The following is an 18,454-nucleotide window of genomic DNA, read 5'->3' on the forward strand; positions in this document are numbered from 1 at the left end:
CCGGTGCGTGGGCCGGCCATGCGGCCCCCTCACGGGCCCGGACACCTCGACCAGCCCGGCCCACCGCCGAGCCGCTGACCGGCACGATCGTCTCCGACGCCCTGTTCCCGGCCATAGACTCCAGCGGCAAGAGCCGCTCGGCCTCCTCCCCCACCAGCCGGCCGTTCCGCGCGAGCGGTTGTGGGCCCGCGCAAGGCGCCACCGTGCTCTGCCGGCCCATGACACGAGTTCGGCGATCACATGCCACACTCAGGAGTCGTTCGGCCTGCACGACTGTCTACGGAAGGTGTGTCTCGTGATCGGCTGGTTCGAAGCGGTGGTCCTCGGGCTGCTCCAGGGACTCACGGAATTCCTGCCGATCTCCTCGAGCGCGCACATCAGGGTCGTCTCGGCGTTCTTCGGATGGGAGGACCCGGGGGCGGCCTTCACCGCGGTCATCCAGCTCGGCACCGAGGCCGCCGTGCTCATCTACTTCCGCAAGGAACTCTGGGAGATCATCTCCACCTGGACGCGCTCGTTGTGGCGACCCGAGCTGCGCCGGCTGTTCCCCGCGCGGATGGGCTGGTACGTCATCCTCGGCACGATCCCCATCGCCGTCCTGGGCGTGACGCTGAAGGACCAGATCGAGACCGTCTTCCGCGACCTGCGCCTGATCGGCACGACCCTGATCGTCTTCGGGATCATCCTCTGGTTCGCCGACCGCACCGCGCGCGCCAAGCTGACGCTGGAGAAGCACCTGTCGACCACCCACGCCCTGGTCTACGGCTTCGCGGAGGCGCTCGCGCTGATCCCCGGCGTGTCCAGGTCGGGCGGCACGATCACGGCGGGCCTGCTGCTCGACTACCGCAGGGAGGAGGCGGCCAAGTACTCCTTCCTGCTGGCCATCCCCGCGGTGCTGGCGTCGGGCCTGCTGGAGCTCTTCGAGATCGGTGGCGGGCAGGCGCCCGACTGGGGGCCGACGATCCTGGCCACGCTCATCTCTTTCGTGGTGGGCTATGCGGCGGTGGCCTGGTTCCTGAAGTACATCAGCACCCACCGCTTCACCGGTTTCGTCATCTACCGGATCCTGCTGGGCATCTTCGTCATCGCCGCCGTGTCACTCGACTGGATCCCCGCCTGACCCCTCGGGGCCGGCCCGGCCGGTCCCCCGCCCGGATCCACCCATCTCAGTCGACCGGGTCCTGGCCCGGACCCGCCGGGCCCGCCCGCCGTTCCTCCAGGCCGCCCAGCGGGATCCGGCTGGCCAGGCAGAAGACCACCGCGAACAGCGCCCACGCCGCGACGTACGCCAGGGGCTCGGCCACCATCTGGCGGCCCTCGAAGTAGAGGACCAGGCCCGCGAGGGCGCCGGGGACGGCGCCCCACCAGCGTCGCCACCACACCTCGTGGACGACGACCTCGAAGGCCACCAGCGCGATCGGGCCGACCAGCAGCAGCTTGAGGTTGAGCCGCTCGGCCACGAAGTACTGGAGGGCGGCCACCGCCACCGCCGACAGGGTCGTCAGCAGCACGATCGTGCCGAACGGGGCGGGCTCGTCACGTGGATCGGTCACGATCCCAGTCTGGCGAGCCGCCCCGGCCCGCGCATCGGCCTTTGGTCTATGCCGCCACGGCCTGCCTGGCCGGGCGGTAGGTCGCCAGCGTGAACAGCAGCGTCAGCGCGCCCAGCGCGGTGGCCAGCACGACCACGCCGGTCCTGCCGTACCAGTCGAGGGCGACACCGCCCGCGATGCCCGCCACGAACAGCCCGAGGTACTGGCTGGAGGCCAGCAGGCCGAGCCCGACGGGCACGTTGTCCGGGACGGCGGCCACCGTCCTGAACTGCTGCGAGGGGCCGATCAGCCAGCCCAGCGCCCCCCACGCGAACGCCCACACCAGGGCCACTCCGAGGCTGAGGTTCGCCACGGGGATGAGGCCGAGCAGCACGGTCGCCCCCGCGATGCCGAGGAAGACCATCCTGCGCGGGCCGTAGGCGTCGGTCAGCCGGCCGCCGACCGCGTTCCCGACCACCCCGCCGATGCCCCACGCCCACAGCACGGCCGCCAGCGGCAGGTCGAGCAGCGAGCCGATGTAGGTGTAGGCGGTGAAGGCCGCCGCGAAGATCAGCAACTGTGTCAGCAGGACGGCCAGCACGCCCCTGTCGGCAAGCGGGGTGAAGCGGTCGCGGATCCTGGTCGAGGCGGGCATGCGCACGTCCGGCACGACCAGCGCGACGGCGGCGAAGCCGATCACGGCGAGCACCACCACCAGCCACACCGCCGCGCGCCAGCCCGCCGCGCCGCCCATCCACGTCCCGAGCGGCACGCCGACCGCCGACGCCACCGTCAGGCCGCCCATCACCACCGACAGCGCGCGGCCCCGCCGTTCGGGCTCGGTCAACGCGGTCGCCACGGCGGAGGCCACGGGCGTCACCATGGCCGCTCCCGCGGCCGCGATCACCCGCGTGCCCAGCATGAGGCCGAACGTGGGCGCCAGTGCCGTCAACGCGTTGCCCGCCGCCAGCACGCCCAAGCCGATGAGCAGCACCCGCTTCTTGGACAACCGGGCGGTCAGCGCGGCCAGTATCGGCGACAGGATCGCGTACGCCAGCGCGAACACGGTCATGAGCTGGCCCGCCGCGGAGGGGGAGATGGCGAGGTCATGGCTGATGGGGAGCACGAGCCCGGCGGTGACGAACATGCCGGTGCCCACGGAGAAGTTCCCCAGGGCCAGGGCGTACAGCTTGTGGGTCATGGGGACCAAGCTCGCGTATAGTTGGATTGTTGTCAAACCTTCCAACGAAGCGGCAGGGTGACGGTATGCGCCTGCTACCTCAACCGGCGATCGAGGACATCCAGCTCACCGAGGTGCTGCACGCACTCGCCGACCCCGCGCGGCTCGAGGTCGTCGTCAAGCTGGCGACCGAGGTCGAGCTGACGTGCCGGGGCGTCGGCGAGGCGATCGGGCTGCACAAGTCGACGCTGTCCCACCACTACCGGGTCCTGCGCGACGCGGGAGTCGTCTCGACCCGGCAGGAGGGCCGGCAGAAGTTCATGACGCTGCGCAAGGGCGATCTCGACGACCGCTTCCCCGGCCTGCTCGACTCGGTCATCGGCGCGGCGGGCTGATGGCTCCGGCCGGTCACCCGCTGCCGATCCACGGCGCGCTGCCCGCGCTGCTGCGGGCGCTCGACGACTGCGGGCGCGCCGTCCTGACCGCGCCGCCGGGCACCGGCAAGACCACGGTCGTGCCGCTCGCGCTGGCGGAGGCCGGCATGAACGTGCTGGTCGCCGAGCCGCGCAGGCTCGCCGTACGGGCGGCGGCGCGCCGGATGGACGTCGCCTACACCATCCGCGGCGAGCACCGCGAGGGCCGCAGGCCCGGCGTCGAGGTCGTGACCACCGGCGTGCTGCTGCAGCGCCTCCAGCGCGACCAGGAGCTTCCGGGCGTCGACGCCGTCATGATCGACGAGTGTCACGAACGCCACCTCGACGCCGACACCGCGCTGGCGTTCCTGCTCGACGTCCGCGAGGCGCTCCGGCCCGACCTGCGCCTGGTCGCCGCGTCCGCGACCGCCGACACGGGGCCGTGGTCGCGGCTGCTCGGCGACGCGCCGGTGGTCTCCGCCTCCGGCGTCCCCCATCCCCTGGAGATCGTGTGGGCGCCGCCGCCACGGCCCGTCGCGCCCCCGCACGGGCTGCGCGTCGACCCGGCGCTGCTGGCGCACGTGGCCGACGTCGTACGGCGCGCGCTGGCCGAGCGCGAGGGGGACGTGCTGTGCTTCCTGCCGGGAGTCGGCGAGATCTCCCGGGTGGCCGCGATGCTCGGCACCGCCGTGGACGTCCTCCAGGTGCACGGCCAGGCCCCGGCCCACGTCCAGGACGCGGTGCTCAGGCCGTCGGCCACCCGGCGGGTCGTGCTGGCCACCGCGGTCGCGGAGTCCAGCCTGACGGTGCCCGGCGTCCGTGTGGTGGTGGACTCGGGGCTGGCCAGGGAGCCGCGCACCGACCACGCCCGCGGGCTCGGCTCGCTGACCACCGTCCACGTCTCCCGCGCCGCGGCCGACCAGCGGGCCGGCCGGGCGGGCAGGGAAGGCCCGGGAACCGCCTACCGGTGCTGGACCTCGGCCACCCACGCGAGGCTGGCCCCGCAGGCCCAGCCGGAGATCCTGCTGGCCGACCTGACGGAGTTCGCGTTGCAGGCGGCGTGCTGGGGCGCCCCCGACGCGGCCGGCCTCGCGCTGCTCGACCGACCGCCCGCGGCGGCGATGTCGGTCGCCGTCCGCACCCTCCGCGCCCTCGGCGCGGTCGAACCGCTCGACGGGGCCGGTCTTCCGGGTGACGGCATCGCCGCGCCCCCGGCCGGCGACGCGCCGGGTGACGACGGTCCCGCCCTCCCCCACGCCGCCGGAGGGGATCCCGCGCGCGGGCGGATGCGGGTGACGGACAGGGGACGGCGGATGGCCATGGCGGGCCTGCACCCGCGCCTGGCCAGGGCCCTGCTCGACGCGGGCCCGCGCGCCGCGGGGGTGGTGGCGCTGCTGTCCGAGCAGCTCCCCAAGGACGCCGGCGACGACCTCGTGGACGTCTGGCGGAAGGCCGCCCGCGACCGCGACCCGCGCTGGCTGCGCGAGGTCAGGCGGCTCACCGGCGCCCGTATCGAGGGCCCCGACGACGAGGTCGCGGGCCTGGCGGTCGCCCTGGCCTTCCCCGAGCGGGTGGCCCGCAGGAGCGGCGGCGGCTTCCTCATGGCCTCGGGCACCAGGGCACAGCTGCCCGAGGGCTCCCGGCTCGGCACCGCCGAATGGCTGGCCATCGCCGTGGCCGACCGCCCCACCGGTGCCGCGTCCGCCAGGATCAGGCAGGCGGTCGTCATCGACGAGGTCCTCGCCCGGCGGGTCGTGCCGGTGACCGTCCAGGAGGAGGTCGCCTGGCGTCGCGGCGACGTCAGCGCCCGCGTCGTCGAACGGCTGGGCGCCATCGAGCTGTCGTCGGGCCCGCTGAAGGACGCCGACGTCCGGCCCGCCCTCCTGCACGGCCTGCGCACGGACAACGTGCTCACCTGGACCAGGGAGGCCGTCGCCGTCCGGGACCGGATGGCCTTCTGCCGTCGCGCCGTCGGCGACCCGTGGCCGCCGATGGACGACCTGATCGGCCTCGCCGACCAGTGGCTCGAACCCGAGCTGTCCCGCGCCCGCCGCCGCGCCGACCTCGAACGCCTCGACGTGGCCGGCGCGCTGCGCCGGCTCGTCCCGTGGAACCGCCGCCTCGACGACGACGCGCCCTCGCACATCGAGGTGCCCAGCGGCTCGCGGATCCGCGTCGACTACTCGGGCGAGCAGCCGGTGCTGGCGGTCAAACTGCAGGAGCTGTTCGGCTGGCAGGAGGCGCCCCGCGTATCAGGGGTGCCGCTGCTGATCCACCTGCTGTCCCCCGCAGGGCGACCCGCCGCCGTCACCTCCGACCTGGCCTCCTTCTGGCGTGACGGCTACCGCGCCGTCCGCGCCGAGCTGCGCGGGCGCTACCCCAGGCACCCGTGGCCCGAGGACCCGCTCACCGCCCAGCCCACCCGCCGCGCCAAACCCCGCTAGCGCCCTGCCCCCGCCCGCGCGGGCGGGGCAGCCGGTTTTGCCGGTTCTTGCCCACGCCGCTGGCAGGCTGGCCTCATGACCGACGACGTGGCCATCGTCAAGGCGATGCTGGCGCGCTTCACCGCCAACGCCGCCGCCATGGCCTGGCCCGACCAGCCCATCCGGCCCGGCGAGGAGACCACGGTCAGCATCATGGGCGAGTTCGGCGACAAGGACTTCGTCTTCCAGGTCGTCGTCCACCGCGGCGACGAGATCATCCGCCACATCGCCTACACCGGATGGGACGCCGCGGCTTTCCTGCTCCGCTGGTCGGACACGCCGATCGAATAGCGGTGAGCCCCGCCCGCGCGTGCGTGTGCCCCGAAGGGAAGTGAGCGCATGGCCGAGTCCGAGAGAGGGCGACGGATGGCCGCCGCGAAGGTGTGGCGGGACCTGCTGTCCGACATGCAGGGAAGCCCGCAGCGCGTGACGGTCCACCTGCTCGGCGGCCAGTCACTCAAGGGCGTCGTCGTCGAGTTCGACCGCGTCAACGAGGTCCTCGTCCTGGACGAGTACGCGCACGGCGCCGCTGTGACCCGGCACGAATCTCCCGTGCACACGATCGTGTTGTGGGCCATCCAGGCCGTCACGGTCCACAAGCATGACTGACACCCCGGGACTGGCCAGATCTGGAAGTAGGTACTAATCTCCCTTCTTACTATGAAGGACGTACATACTTACCAGTCCGACTCCGCCGGTTATCTCTACGACCCCCGCGTCAGAGCGGCGATGACCCAGTTCACCGACCACGAGGACGGCCTGCCGCCGCTGGAGGCGGCCGCGGCCGTCCGCACCGCCTATCACGCGGTCGAGCGCATGCGCGCCCACGGCTCCGAGGGAAGAGGGGTCAGCGCGGGCGCCCTCGACCTGCTCGTCCGGCTGAGCGCCGCCGAGCGGGGGATCAGCATCGGCGACCTCGCCCGAGCCGCGGGCGTCAGTTCGCGCAACGTCACCGGCCTGGTCGACACGCTCGAACGCGACGGGCTCGTCCGCCGGGTCCCCGACCCGGGAGACCGGCGCGCCGTCCTGGCCGAGATCACGCCTGCCGGGCGCGCCTGGGTCGAGGCGTTCCGCAGGCCGGCGCAGCTCGCCATGCGGGCGATGTTCGACGGGTTCACGCCCGAGGAGCTGGTCGTCTTCCGTGACATGTGCCTGCGGTTGGCCGCCAACCAGCATCGCCTGGCCGACCACCTGGCCCAGAGCGGATCCCGGCCATGACCATGACCGCGCAGGAGCGGACTCGCCGCGCCGTCCGTGGCTACCACGAAGCCCGCTTCCGCGGCGACGTGCCCGCGGCCGCGGCGCACCTGGGTGAGCCGTTCCGCTTCCACAGCCCGTTCATCAGCTCAGACGACCGGACCGGCCACCTGGCGACGCTGCCGGGGTTCGTGTCGATCGTGACCGGCGTCGAGCTCATCAGCGAGCTGTACGGCGAAGCCGAGGCGACGCTCGTGTACGACGTGCACACCGCGACACCGGCCGGCATCCAGCGCACGGCCGAGCACTTCCGCCTGGCCGACGGCAAGATCGTCTCGATCATGCTGGTGTTCGACGCCGCACCCTGGCAGTCGATGAAGGCCCAGATCGAGCCATGAGACGAGACGCGCGCCTGCCTGGCGCGCGTCTCCCGTGGCCGCCTACCGCCGGTCCGCCCGGCAGCCCGCCCACCGAACCGCGTGGTCGGCGGGCGGGAGCCGTCGACGGTCAGACCCCCGCCGGGTGCCAGACCGTCTTGGTCTCCAGGAACGCGGTCATCCGGCCGATCCCCGGGTCCGCGCTCCAGTCCACCGCCGCGGGCCGTACCACCCGCTTGAGGTTCTCCGCCGCGTCCTGCTCGCACCGCAGCGCCAGGTCGGCGTCCGCCACCCCGGTGAGGTCCAGCCCGTTGACGTCCATGTGCGCCGCCAGCCAGGGCGCGATCTCCGCCTGGTGCCCGGTGAGGATGTTGACCACCCCGCCGGGCAGGTCCGAGGTCGCCAGGACCTCGGCCAGCGTGATCGCGGCCAGCGGCGAGCTCTCCGACGCCACGACCACGCACGTGTTGCCGGTGACGATGACCGGCGCCACGACGGAGACGAGCCCGAGCAGCGGGTCGGCGGGCGCGATCACCGCGACCACGCCGGTCGGTTCGGGCGACGACAGGTTGAAGTACGGCCCCGCGACGGGGTTGGCCGACCCGCGCACCGACGCGATCTTGTCGGACCAGCCCGCGTACCAGACGAGGCGGTCGATGGCGGCGTCCACCTGCTCGAGGGCGGCCTTCTTGCCCAGGCCGACGATCTCGTCGGCGAACTGGCCGCGGCGGCCCTCCAGCATCTCGGCGACGCGGTAGAGGATCTGCCCCCTGTTGTACGGCGTGGCCGCCGACCACCCAGGGAACGCCTTGCGCGCGGCCGACACGGCGTCGCGCGCGTCCTTGCGTGAGGCGCGGGAAGCGTTGGCCAGGAAGTCTCCCTTGGGGGACGCCACGACGTACGACCTTCCGCTCTCGGAACGCGGGAACGCCCCGCCGATGAACAGCTTGTAGGTCTTGCGGACGGTCAACCTGGTCATCGCTTCTCCTCCGCCGGCCGTACGGGAACGAAGATCTGGCCGCAGCGGCTGACCCCGCAGCGGTGGGCGAACCAGCCGGTCCGCACGGGGCGGCCCGCGCGGGCGTAGGCGTGACCGCGGGTGGCGTAGGCGCGCCGGGCCCGCCTGCGCCGCAGGCGATGATCACACGTCAAGGTAGGCCTCCAGCCCCGCGATGCCGCCCTCACGGCCGTAGCCCGATTCCTTGTAGCCGCCGAAGGGCGAGGTCGGGTCGAACTTGTTGAAGGTGTTGGCCCAGACGACTCCGGCGCGGAGCCGGTCGGCCATCCACAGGATGCGCGAGCCCTTCTCCGTCCACACGCCCGCGGACAGGCCGTAGGGGGTGTTGTTCGCCTTCTCGACCGCTTCGGCGGGGGTGCGGAAGGTCAGCACGGAAAGGACCGGGCCGAAGATCTCCTCCCGGGCGATGCGGTGCGACTGCGCCACGCCGGTGAAGATCGTGGGAGGGAACCAGAAGCCCTTGTCGGGCAGCGGGCACGCCGGCGACCAGCGCTCGGCGCCCTCGGACTCCCCGGCCTGCGACAGTTCCCTGATCCTGGCGAGCTGCGCGGCGGAGTTGATCGCGCCGATGTCGGTGTTCTTGTCCAGCGGGTCGCCGAGACGGAGGGTGGACAGCCGCCGCTTGAGCGAGTCGAGCAGCTCGTCCTGCACCGACTCCTGCACCAGCAGGCGGGAGCCCGCGCAGCAGACGTGTCCCTGGTTGAAGAAGATGCCGTTGACGATGCCCTCGACCGCCTGGTCGATGGCGGCGTCGTCGAAGACGATGTTGGCGGCCTTGCCGCCGAGCTCGAGCGTGAGCTTCTTCGACGTGCCGGCCACCGTACGGGCGATGATCCTGCCGACCTCGGTGGAGCCGGTGAAGGCGACCTTGTTGACGTCGGGGTGCGCGACGACGGCGGCGCCGGTCTCGCCCGCGCCCGTGACGATGTTGACGACGCCCGGCGGCAGCTCGGCCTGCCGGCAGATCTCGGCGAACAGCAGCGCGGTCAGCGGCGTGGTCTCGGCGGGCTTGAGCACGACCGTGTTGCCGCAGGCCAGCGCGGGGGCGATCTTCCAGGCCAGCATCAGCAGCGGGAAGTTCCACGGGATGACCTGGCCGGCCACGCCCAGCGGCCGGTCGCCGAAGCCGGCGTAGGCGAGCTTGTCGGCCCAGCCGGCGTAGTAGAAGAAGTGCGCGGCGACGAGCGGCACGTCGACGTCCCGCGACTCGCGGATGGGCTTGCCGTTGTCCAGCGACTCCAGGACGGCCAGCTCGCGGGCCCGCTCCTGGATGATCCTGGCGATCCTGAACAGGTACTTGGCCCGCTCGGCGCCGGGCAGCGACGACCAGACGCCGAAGGCCTTGCGGGCGGCCTGCACGGCGCGGTCCACATCGTCGGAGGTGGCGGTGGCGACCTCGGCCAGCGTCTCCTCGGTGGCCGGGTTGACCGTCTTGAACGTAGGCCCTGAGCCGTCCACGAACTCGCCGTTGATGAACAGCCCGTACGACGGCTGGATGTCGACGACGTCGCGCGACTCGGGTGCGGGGGCGTACTCGAACACCATCGTGATCAGTCCAGGGTGAAGTAGTCGGGACCGGCGTACCGGCCGGTGGCGAGCTTCTGCCGCTGCATCAGCAGGTCGTTCAGCAGCGAGGAGGCGCCGAGCCTGAACCAGTCGGGGGCGAGCCAGTCGTCGCCGGCGGTCTCGTTGACCAGCACGAGGTTCTTGATCGCGTCCTTGGTCGTGCGGATCCCGCCCGCGGGCTTCACGCCGACCTGGCGGCCCGTCCGGTCGCGGAAGTCGCGCACCGCCTCCAGCATGACCAGCGTCACCGGGAGCGTGGCCGCGGGGGCGACCTTGCCGGTGGAGGTCTTGATGAAGTCGGCCCCCGCGATCATGGCCAGCCACGAGGCGCGCCGTACGTTGTCGTAGGTCGCCAGCTCGCCCGTCTCCAGGATCACCTTCAGGTGGGCCTCGCCGCAGGCCGCCTTCACCGCGACGATCTCCTCGAACACCTTCAGGTAGCCGCCGGACAGGAACGCGCCCCTGTCGATCACCATGTCGATCTCGTCCGCGCCGGCGGCGACGGCCAGCGCGGTGTCGCTCACCTTGACCTCGAGCGAGGATCGGCCGCTGGGGAACGCGGTGGCCACCGAGGCCACCTTCACGCCCGACCCCCGCAGCGCCTCGACCGCCACCGGCACCAGGTCGGGGTAGACGCAGACGGCGGCCACCTGCGGCGCGCCCGCGCCCGGGTACATCGCCTTGGTGCACATCGCCCGGACCTTGCCGGCGGTGTCGGCGCCCTCCAGGGTGGTCAGATCGACCATCGAGATGGCCAGGTCGATGGCCTGGGCCTTGGCGGTCGTCTTGATGGAGCGGGTGGAGAGCATGGCAGCCCGCTGGTCCGCGCCCACCCGGTCGACACCGGGCAGGCCGTGCAGGAAGGCGCGCAGCGTGGCGTCCGAGGAGGCCACGTCCGCGAGCGAGGTAGTCACAGTTGACACCATCACAGCATCGCCGACCCGGACGGGTAGTTCCAAACCGGACCTGCCGGAATGTTCATTGATAGGTCAGCACCAATTGCCGTACCCCCGTGGGGGCGCTCTCCTCCACCGTCGCCCACATCCGCGTGGTGCCCGGCACGTTGGCCAGACCCCTGATCTCGGCGCGTGCCGTGCCCGGCGGGCTCACGACGATCTCCGTCCAGGCGCCGTCCACGAAGCGGACGAGCGCGTCGGGCCTGCCCGGCCGGGCCGCGGCCAGCCACAGCCCGCTGCCTCCGTCCGTGGCCACGCGGGTGTAGGCGGTGGCGGGCGCCCGGTGGCGGAGGAACCGCCACGCCCTGCCGTTCCAGCGCAGCAGCACCGCCTCGCGCGGCAGGCCGCCCACCGTGATCGCCCCCACCGCGTACCCCAGCTCCGGGTACGGCATGACGATGTCGTTGAGCTCGAGGTAGCCGCCCTCGGGCAGGTCGACGCGCGGGAGCGGCGTGCGCGCCCACTCCGTGCCGGTCCACCGCATGATCGAGGCGACACGCTCGCCGTCGTAGCCGAGCTTGTCCTCGCCGGGGCTGCTCAGCGCCCACACCCGCCGCGCAGGCACCGCCGCGAAGTCGCTGATCGGCAGCGGTGCGGGCACCGTCCGCCAGGCCGTACCCGTCCAGTGCCAGAGCTCGTCGGTCATGCCGTAGGGGCCGAACCGCAGCCCGGCCGCCCAGCAGTCGTCGGCGCCGGTGGCGGCGGCCGCCGTCACGTGCGCGGACTCCACCGCGATCGGCAGGCTGGTCCACCCGCCCGCCGCGTGGCGGCGGACCTCGATGTGGTCGGGGTGCTCCTCGAACCTCCAGCTCACCCCCGGTCCGGCCGGCGTCACCAGGTACGGCACGGGCTGGTCGATCTCGTCCTGCCAGGCCGTGCCGTCCCAGCGCAGGACCGGCAGGCCCGCGCGTACCACCCAGGCGTCGTCGGGCCCGCCGGCGCCGACCTCGCCGAGACCGCCCCACATGTTCGCCTCAGCCGTGACCGAGACACGCCACTCATGGTCCTGAGCTGCGACGGGAAAGCCCGCGACGAGCAACGCGCCGACCACCGCGGTGATCATCCATAGCCTCACGGCGCACCATCGTGGCCTGTCTAAGGCGATGCCCAGGCGTGTCCTAGGTAGTCCTAAGCCGATGGTTCGGCAGAGATAAGGCATCCGACCGATGTGACGGGGTGGGCCTTAGCCCGAACCTAAACATGTCGGCAAAGACAGGAGAAAGTAGCCATGAACCCCGAGATCGAATACCAGCTCATGCAGACCCACGCCCAGGAGCTCCGCCAGGCCGCCGCGGCACACCGCCGAGTACGCGAGGCCCAGCGGTCCGGTGAGTCCGAGCGTCGCCACCGCTCGGTCTTCGGCAAGCTCCGCAAGTCATGACCATGTCACGAGAGCCCGGCCGCATCCTCCCTCGCGGCCGGGCCTCTCAACCCCCCTAACCGGTAAGGGTCATATGTCATGCTTGAGGACGTGTTGGGGCGTTCCGTAAGTCCCGTCTTCGTAGGACGGGAAGCAGAGCTGTCAGTCCTGACCGAGTCCTTCGACGAAGCCCGCAAGGGCGCGGCCACCGCCGTGCTCCTGGGCGGGGAAGCGGGAGTCGGCAAGACCAGACTGGTGCAGAGCTTCGCCGAGCGCGCCGCGAACGACGGCGCGCAGGTTCTGTTCGGTGGCTGCGTCGAGCTGTCCACCGACGGGCTGGCCTACGCCCCTTTCACCGCCGCCCTCCGCCAGCTCGTCAGGGAGATGGGCACGGCCAGGATCGGCGCGCTGCTGCCCGACGGCGCGGAGCGCGACCTGGCCAGGCTGCTTCCCGAGTTCGGCGAGCCGTCCGCCGACGGCGATACCGACACCGGCCGGGCCAGGCTCTTCGAGCAGTTCCTCACCCTCCTCGAACGGCTCGCCGAGTCGCGGCCCGTCGTGCTGGTCATCGAGGACATCCACTGGGCCGACCGGTCCAGCCGCGACCTGATCGCCTTCCTCAGCCGCAACCTGCGCGAGTCGCAGCTGCTCATGGTCCTGACCTACCGCTCGGACGACCTGCACCGCCAGCACCCCCTCCGGCCGGTCCTGGCCGAGCTCGGGCGGGTCGCGGGCGTGATCCGGCTCGACCTGCCGCGCCTGTCGCGCGACGAGGTCGCCGAGCAGATGGCCGGGATCCTCGGCGCTCCCCCTCTGTACTCCCGCATCGAGACGGTCTACCAGCGCAGCCAGGGCATCCCGCTGTTCGTCGAGGCCCTGATGGACTGCGACGACGGCGCCGGGGAGGTGCCCGACTCCCTCACCGACCTCATCCTCGGCTCGGTCGAACGGCTGCCCGAGGAGACCCAGCGCGTCCTGCGCATCGCCGCCGCGGGCGGCATCCGCGTCGGCCACGCCCTGCTCTCGGCCGTCAGCGGGCTGTCGGACATCGACCTGGAGGCGGCGTTGCGTCCCGCCATCGCGGGCAACGTGCTCCAGATCGCCGACAACCGGGCCTACGTCTTCCGGCACGCGCTCATCCGCGAGGCCGTACACGACGAGTTGCTGCCCGGCGAGCACCAGCGCCTGCACGGGCGCTACGCCGAGGAGATCTCCCGCGACCGCGGCCTCGTGCCGCCCGGCAGGGCGGCCGTCGAGATCGCCCACCACTGGTACGGCGCGCGCAACGACCAGTGGGCGCTCATCTCGGCCTGGGAGGCGGCGCAGAAGTCGTTCGGCGCCTTCGCCTACACCGAGGCCATCCCCCTGCTCGAACGCGTCCTCATGCTGTGGGACAAGGTGCCGGGCGCCTGCGGCGACATCGGCGTGGACCACACCGCCGTGCTCGAACGCGCCTCCGAGGCCAGCCACGCCTGCGGCGACATCGACAAGGGCGTCAAGTTCGTCAAGGCCGCGCTCGACCAGCTCGACGAGCACGCCGAACCCGAGCGGGTGGCCGCACTGCTGGTCCGCTGGGGCAACTTCCAGCTGGCCAAGGCCAAGCCCGGCGCGCAGGAGAAGTTCAGGCACGCGCTCAGCCTGGTGCCCGAGCCCGGTCCGGCCCGCGCCGACGTGCTGGTGAAGCTCAGCCGCCACCTCATGCTCAAGGGCGAGCTCGCCGAGGGCACCGCGCTCGCCGAGGAGGGCCTGGAGCTGGCCAGGACGCTCGGACTCCAGGTCATCGAAGCCGATCTGATCATGAACCTGGCCCTCGGCTACTCCCTCGACGGCGACATCGAGCGCACCTTCGAGAGCAACCGGCGGGCCATGCGCATCGGCGAGGAGGTGGGCTCCGGCCAGGTCATCCTGCGCGCGCTGGCCAACAACGTCGACGCGCTGAACGACCTCGGCCGCTCCGCCGAGGCCATCGAGCTGGCCCACGAGGGCGAGCTGCTGGCCAAGAAGTACGGCAGGATCAGGACCTCCGGCACCTTCATCCTCAACAACCTGGCCGAGTGCCTGGAGGCGCTGGGCCGGTGGGACGAGGCGGTCCAGGTCATCGAGTACGCGCTCACCCTCGGCCCCACCATCAGGGTCCGCCACCACGTCCTGCGCGCCCGCGCCGACATCGCGATGGCCCGCGGCGAGCTGGACCTGGTGGAGAGCATCCTGTCCGAACTCGGGGTGCTCACCGAGCGCCCCGAGACCTTCGTGCAGGACATCACCAACAGCACCCGCCTGCACATCGGCTGGCACCTGCTCAGGGGCGAACCCGACCACGCGCTCGCGGTCGCCGAACGGATGCTCAGCAGGCCCAGCCAGGCGAGCAAGGCAGGGCTGGTCTGGCGGCTGCTGGCCCTCATCGGCGCCGTCTGCGACGCCGCGGCACCCGCCGTGCCCGAGCGGGCCGCCGCCGTCCGCGCCATGGCCGCCGAGGTGGCCGCGTCGCTCGTGGTCATCGGCCCTGTCTCCGAGGCCTACCGCCTCACCTTCACCGGCGACTTCGACGCCGCCGCCGTCGCGTGGGAACGGCTCGACCGGCCCCACGCGCACGCCAAGTCACTCCTGCGGGCCGCCACGGCACTCGCCAAGACCGGCGACAAGGACGGCGCCGCCGCGCGGCTGCGCACCGCCTATCCCCTGGCCGGCGGCCTGTCCGCGGCGCCGCTGGTGATCGAGATCGAGAACCTGGCCCGCCGCCTCGGCGTCGGGCTCGTGGAGGAGAGCGGGCCCGCGCCCGACCTGCTGACGCCGCGCGAGCTGGAGGTGCTGCGGCTGGTCGCCCTCGGGCGGACCAACAGGGACATCGCGACGGAACTGTTCATCTCGGCGAAGACGGTCAGCGTGCACGTGTCGAACATCCTCGGCAAGCTGGGCGTCTCGACCCGCGGCGAGGCGACGGCCGCGGCCCACCGCCTGGCCCTGTTAACCGTCTGAACCCGGGGCCGACAGCTCGGCCCCGGATCGACGGCTCGGGCCGTCAGAGGAGCGGCTCCACCAGTAGCAGCACACCGAACAGGGCGAAAGCGGCGGCCGCGCCGTACCGGATGGCCTTCTCGGGCAGGTGCCGGCCGAGCAGCCGACCGACCACGATCGCCAGCGCGTCGGCGGCGACCATGCCGACGGTCGACCCGATCCACGTGCCGAGCCACCCGTGCTGCGTCGCCAGCGTGATCGTGGCCAGCATCGTCTTGTCGCCCAGCTCGCTCAGGAAGAACGCCACGGTCACCGCGATCAGCACGTGGCGCGTGGCGCGCTTGGCCTTCTGCGACTCCTCCTCGGTCAGCTCGTCGCCGCGGAGTGTCCAGAGCGCGAACCCGAGGAACGCGACGCCCGCGGCGATGGAAATCGCCGTGGTCGGCAGCGCGTCGCCGATCAGTCCGCCGACGGCGACGCTCACCAGGTGGACCACCGTCGTCGCGATCGTGATGCCCGCCAGCACGGGCCAGGGCTTGAATCGGGTGGCGAACGTCATCGCCATCAACTGGCTCTTGTCGCCCAGCTCGGCGACGAAGATCACCGCAAGGCTGATCCAGAAAGCTTCCACAGGTCCTCTTCCAAACGGCCGGACCGGAAGCGACTCAACGAGGGCAGCACGACTTCGGCCCGGCAGGGTTGCCAGGCCGAAGGTCTCGTCCGCCTGTTACAGGCCCGCGCGACCGGGCAGATGCCAGCATGTCGACCGCGCGAATTGAGGACTACTCCCCTTCGGAATACGGAAACGAGCTTACCCGATGGACGAGCTTTACCGTCGCTGGCTGCTGGAGATGTGGAACGGCGACTTCGATCTCGCCGACGAGCTGGTCTCGCCCGACTTCGTGGGGCACTGGCCGGGCATGGACGTGCACGGCCCCGAGGGGCTGAAAGGCGCGCTGGCGCAGGGGTTCGAGCCGTTCGCGAACGTGGCGGTCACGCTGGACGTGGGGCCGATCGTCGACGGTGACACCGTGGCCGCCCGCTGGACGTTCACCGGCGACCACACGGGCGTCATCCCGGGCGTGGGCGTGACCAGGATCACCTTCAGCGGGCACGACATCCTCCGCGCGGAGAACGGCAGGTTCGTCGAGTACTGGGTGATCTCCGACACCCGCTGGATACACGGCTAGGACGGCGGGCCTCCCGGCGCTCAGAGCGCGCAGCCGACCATCACGGGTTCGTTGACGAGCGTGACGCCGAACTTCTCCCGCACCCCTTCCCGCACCTCCCGCGCCAGGGCGAGCAGGTCGGCGGTGGTGCCCTCGCCGTTGGGGTTGGTCAGGGCGAGGGTGTGCTTGGTGGAGATGCGGACGGGGCCGCGCGCGTAGCCCTTGGGGAACCCGGCCTGCTCGATCAGCCAGGCCGCGGACACCTTGACGGTGCCGCCGGGCATCTCCCACCGAGGGGTGCCGGCGCCGAGCGCGGCGGCCTGCTCGGCGGAGATGATCGGGTTGGTGAAGAACGAGCCCGCGCTGCGGGTGTCGGGGTCGGCGGGGTCGAGCACCATGCCCTTGCCCCTGCGCAGGCCGAGGACGGCCGAGCGCACCTCGGCGAGCGGCGCCCGCTCGCCGACCCTGGTGACGAGTTCCCGATAGGTCAACGCGCCCGACATTTCCGAAATGTCCAGCAAGAACGTCACAGCGAGCACCACGTACCGGCCGAGGTCCTGCTTGAACGCGCTCGTCCGGTAGGCGAAGCCGCACCGCCGCGCCTCGACGTCGCGCACCTCGCGCGTGCGCCGGTCATAGACCCGCACGCAGCGCACCGTCTGCGACACTTCCTGCCCGTACGCGCCCACGTTCTGGATGGGCGTCGACCCGGCCTGACCAGGAATGCCCGACATGCACTCCAGGCCCGCCCAGCCCTCCGCCACCGCGCGGGCCACCAGCGGATCCCAGTCCTCCCCGGCCTGCACCTCGACCGCCACCTGGTCGCCGTCGCGCGAGACGCTCACCCCGCGCGTGGCCACCTTGATCACCAGGCCGTCGAAGCCGTCGTCGGACACCACCAGGTTGCTGCCGCCGCCCAGCAGCAGCGTCGGTTCCTCCCGCCGGTCCGCGTCGGCCACCAGGGACACCAGCTCCTCCGCCGAGGTCGCCGCCGCGTAGGCCCGCGCGGGCCCGCCCAGCCGGAGTGTCGTGTACGGCGCAAGCAGCCTCTGGTCTCGCATAAGCCCCAAGCCTACGAGGAACGCAGCATGCGCAGCACCCTGTCGTAGGTCCGGCGCGATTCCCTGTCCCGGTAGTCGTGGGAAACGTCGTGGTAGGTGTGGTGGCGGCCCTGCCGTACCGGCAGGCGCTTGCCGGGGACGACCAGCGGGCCCTCCAGCGCGAGCGACAGCTCCAGGTCGGCGTTGCGGTAGTAGCGCGCCTGCTCGGGGAACGCGCCGAGCGCGGCGCCCCGCCGTACCGCCATGAGATACCCCAGCAGCCCCCGCACCCGGCCGGGACCCGCCTCGTGCCACTCCATGCCGCCCTCCGCGGGTTCGACCCCCTTCCAGCCCGCCGCCACGGCCCCGTCGTTGATCGCCGCGACCAGCGGCGTCAGCGCGTCGCCCTCCAGGACGGTCGAGGTCTCCATCAGGACGTGCACGTCGGAGGTGTCCAGCCGCATCAGCGTCATACGGCACGCGCCCCACTCGGCCGTGCCCCCTCGCCAGTGCGGCGTCTCGGCGACGTGCCACACGGTGAGGCGCTCGTGATGGCCCTCCGCGAGCTCGTGGAGCGCCGTGCCCGCGCCCTCCAGGTCGCCGAGGTCCAGCGCGAGGATCTTGGCGGTGGTGTGCTCGAGCAGCGCGCTCACGCACTCGCGAACGTCCTCCCCCCAGCCGTCCACCACCAGTCCGACGCCGACCTTCACCTCATGGGTCTCGATCCGCTGCCGCTCCAGGTCGATGCCCGCCTCGTCGAGCCGGTTGACGGCCAGCGTGGAGTCCCAGATCTGCTGCGCGTGGACCATGGCGTCCGCCACCGGATGCGGCTCCCAGGTATGCGCGCCCTCGCTCTCCTCCTCGCCGGCGCCCCACTCGAGGGAATGATCGATCGGCGGCAGCCGGCCCTCCACGCGGTCGTCCGTCACCGCGCTGATGGGGATCGACCGCACCGACGGCCACACCTCGAACAGCGGCTTCTCCCTCAGCTCGAACCCCGCCGCCGTGTCGCGCACCAGCCAGCCGGCCTGCTCGATCTCACGCCTGAGCGCGTCGGCGGCCCCGTACTGCCGTTCCGCCCTGGCCTTGGCCCGCCGCTCGGCGAGCTCGACGACGTGTCGCGGCGCATCACTCATGCTCCACGCTTACCCACTGGATCCGGCGAAACGCCGTTTTCCGCCGGTGTCTCGATGTCAATCTCGGCAGGC

The 18,454-nt window shown here is 72.1% G+C and carries 20 protein-coding genes; 10 read left to right on the forward strand and 10 right to left on the reverse strand.

Annotation, left to right across the window (positions count from 1 at the left end; translation table 11 throughout):
- Window positions 1-295: 295 nt before the first annotated feature.
- Window positions 296-1,120 (forward strand): undecaprenyl-diphosphate phosphatase, encoded by an 825-nt coding sequence (locus ACWDLG_RS01325; protein WP_449914684.1) that lies wholly within the window; start codon window positions 296-298, stop codon window positions 1,118-1,120.
- A gap of 46 nt (window positions 1,121-1,166) precedes the next feature.
- Here the strand turns inward: ACWDLG_RS01325 and ACWDLG_RS01330 are convergent, their stop codons facing one another.
- Together ACWDLG_RS01330 and ACWDLG_RS01335 are read right to left on the reverse strand one after the other, a co-directional pair.
- A complete protein-coding gene (locus ACWDLG_RS01330) occupies window positions 1,167-1,553 on the reverse strand; it encodes a hypothetical protein (protein WP_449914686.1) in 387 nt (128 codons plus the stop codon).
- Between the two features lie 46 nt (window positions 1,554-1,599).
- Entirely contained in the window at window positions 1,600-2,733 is a 1,134-nt protein-coding gene (locus ACWDLG_RS01335) for an MFS transporter (protein WP_449914688.1), read from the reverse strand.
- Between the two features lie 65 nt (window positions 2,734-2,798).
- On the opposite strand from ACWDLG_RS01335, the gene ACWDLG_RS01340 reads away from it, so the two are divergent.
- From ACWDLG_RS01340 to ACWDLG_RS01365, 6 genes are all read left to right on the forward strand, one after another.
- On the forward strand, window positions 2,799-3,107 hold the full coding sequence (locus ACWDLG_RS01340; RefSeq protein WP_354919663.1) for an ArsR/SmtB family transcription factor: 309 nt from the start codon (window positions 2,799-2,801) through the stop codon (window positions 3,105-3,107).
- A complete protein-coding gene (locus ACWDLG_RS01345; protein WP_449914691.1) occupies window positions 3,107-5,569 on the forward strand; it encodes an ATP-dependent RNA helicase in 2,463 nt (820 codons plus the stop codon). The genes ACWDLG_RS01340 and ACWDLG_RS01345 overlap by 1 nt, the downstream gene beginning before the upstream one ends.
- Before the next feature lie 75 nt (window positions 5,570-5,644).
- Entirely contained in the window at window positions 5,645-5,899 is a 255-nt protein-coding gene (locus tag ACWDLG_RS01350) for a hypothetical protein (RefSeq protein WP_449914694.1), read from the forward strand.
- Between the two features lie 48 nt (window positions 5,900-5,947).
- Window positions 5,948-6,217: a hypothetical protein gene (locus ACWDLG_RS01355; protein WP_449914696.1), complete on the forward strand. Its 270-nt coding sequence runs from the start codon at window positions 5,948-5,950 to the stop codon at window positions 6,215-6,217.
- 51 nt (window positions 6,218-6,268) lie between these two features.
- The gene (locus tag ACWDLG_RS01360) at window positions 6,269-6,826 is read left to right on the forward strand and encodes a MarR family winged helix-turn-helix transcriptional regulator (protein WP_449914699.1); all 558 of its coding nucleotides are present in this window, start codon (window positions 6,269-6,271) and stop codon (window positions 6,824-6,826) included.
- The gene (locus ACWDLG_RS01365; protein WP_449914702.1) at window positions 6,823-7,203 is read left to right on the forward strand and encodes a hypothetical protein; all 381 of its coding nucleotides are present in this window, start codon (window positions 6,823-6,825) and stop codon (window positions 7,201-7,203) included. Before ACWDLG_RS01360 ends, ACWDLG_RS01365 begins: the two co-directional genes overlap by 4 nt.
- Before the next feature lie 109 nt (window positions 7,204-7,312).
- Here the strand turns inward: ACWDLG_RS01365 and ACWDLG_RS01370 are convergent, their stop codons facing one another.
- The 5 genes from ACWDLG_RS01370 to ACWDLG_RS01390 all read right to left on the reverse strand — a co-directional run bounded on the left by ACWDLG_RS01370 (window position 7,313) and on the right by ACWDLG_RS01390 (window position 11,797).
- A complete protein-coding gene (locus tag ACWDLG_RS01370; RefSeq protein ID WP_449914704.1) occupies window positions 7,313-8,161 on the reverse strand; it encodes an aldehyde dehydrogenase family protein in 849 nt (282 codons plus the stop codon).
- On the reverse strand, window positions 8,158-8,334 hold the full coding sequence (locus tag ACWDLG_RS01375; RefSeq protein WP_354919646.1) for a hypothetical protein: 177 nt from the start codon (window positions 8,332-8,334) through the stop codon (window positions 8,158-8,160). Before ACWDLG_RS01375 ends, ACWDLG_RS01370 begins: the two co-directional genes overlap by 4 nt.
- On the reverse strand, window positions 8,324-9,745 hold the full coding sequence (locus tag ACWDLG_RS01380) for an aldehyde dehydrogenase family protein (RefSeq protein WP_354919643.1): 1,422 nt from the start codon (window positions 9,743-9,745) through the stop codon (window positions 8,324-8,326). Before ACWDLG_RS01380 ends, ACWDLG_RS01375 begins: the two co-directional genes overlap by 11 nt.
- A gap of 5 nt (window positions 9,746-9,750) precedes the next feature.
- The gene (deoC, locus tag ACWDLG_RS01385; protein ID WP_449914708.1) at window positions 9,751-10,680 is read right to left on the reverse strand and encodes a deoxyribose-phosphate aldolase; all 930 of its coding nucleotides are present in this window, start codon (window positions 10,678-10,680) and stop codon (window positions 9,751-9,753) included.
- Window positions 10,681-10,744: 64 nt separating this feature from the next.
- Window positions 10,745-11,797, reverse strand: coding sequence for a hypothetical protein (locus tag ACWDLG_RS01390; RefSeq protein ID WP_449914710.1), 1,053 nt, complete (start codon window positions 11,795-11,797; stop codon window positions 10,745-10,747).
- A 153-nt stretch (window positions 11,798-11,950) separates the two neighbouring features.
- Between ACWDLG_RS01390 and ACWDLG_RS01395 the strand changes: the two genes are divergently transcribed.
- On the forward strand, window positions 11,951-12,103 hold the full coding sequence (locus ACWDLG_RS01395) for a hypothetical protein (protein WP_449914712.1): 153 nt from the start codon (window positions 11,951-11,953) through the stop codon (window positions 12,101-12,103).
- A gap of 90 nt (window positions 12,104-12,193) precedes the next feature.
- Window positions 12,194-15,058 carry an ATP-binding protein gene (locus ACWDLG_RS01400; RefSeq protein WP_449914715.1) on the forward strand — a complete coding sequence of 955 codons (2,865 nt, stop codon included), beginning with the start codon at window positions 12,194-12,196 and terminating at the stop codon, window positions 15,056-15,058.
- Window positions 15,059-15,101: 43 nt separating this feature from the next.
- Here the strand turns inward: ACWDLG_RS01400 and ACWDLG_RS01405 are convergent, their stop codons facing one another.
- On the reverse strand, window positions 15,102-15,668 hold the full coding sequence (locus ACWDLG_RS01405; RefSeq protein ID WP_449914717.1) for a TMEM165/GDT1 family protein: 567 nt from the start codon (window positions 15,666-15,668) through the stop codon (window positions 15,102-15,104).
- 187 nt (window positions 15,669-15,855) lie between these two features.
- Between ACWDLG_RS01405 and ACWDLG_RS01410 the strand changes: the two genes are divergently transcribed.
- Window positions 15,856-16,227: an ester cyclase gene (locus ACWDLG_RS01410; RefSeq protein ID WP_354919626.1), complete on the forward strand. Its 372-nt coding sequence runs from the start codon at window positions 15,856-15,858 to the stop codon at window positions 16,225-16,227.
- Between the two features lie 20 nt (window positions 16,228-16,247).
- Here the strand turns inward: ACWDLG_RS01410 and ACWDLG_RS01415 are convergent, their stop codons facing one another.
- Entirely contained in the window at window positions 16,248-17,267 is a 1,020-nt protein-coding gene (locus tag ACWDLG_RS01415; protein WP_449914720.1) for a UDP-N-acetylmuramate dehydrogenase, read from the reverse strand.
- 11 nt (window positions 17,268-17,278) lie between these two features.
- Window positions 17,279-18,382, reverse strand: coding sequence for a hypothetical protein (locus tag ACWDLG_RS01420; RefSeq protein WP_354919621.1), 1,104 nt, complete (start codon window positions 18,380-18,382; stop codon window positions 17,279-17,281).
- Window positions 18,383-18,454: the final 72 nt, after the last annotated feature.

Source organism: Nonomuraea sp. NPDC003727, from assembly GCF_053586935.1.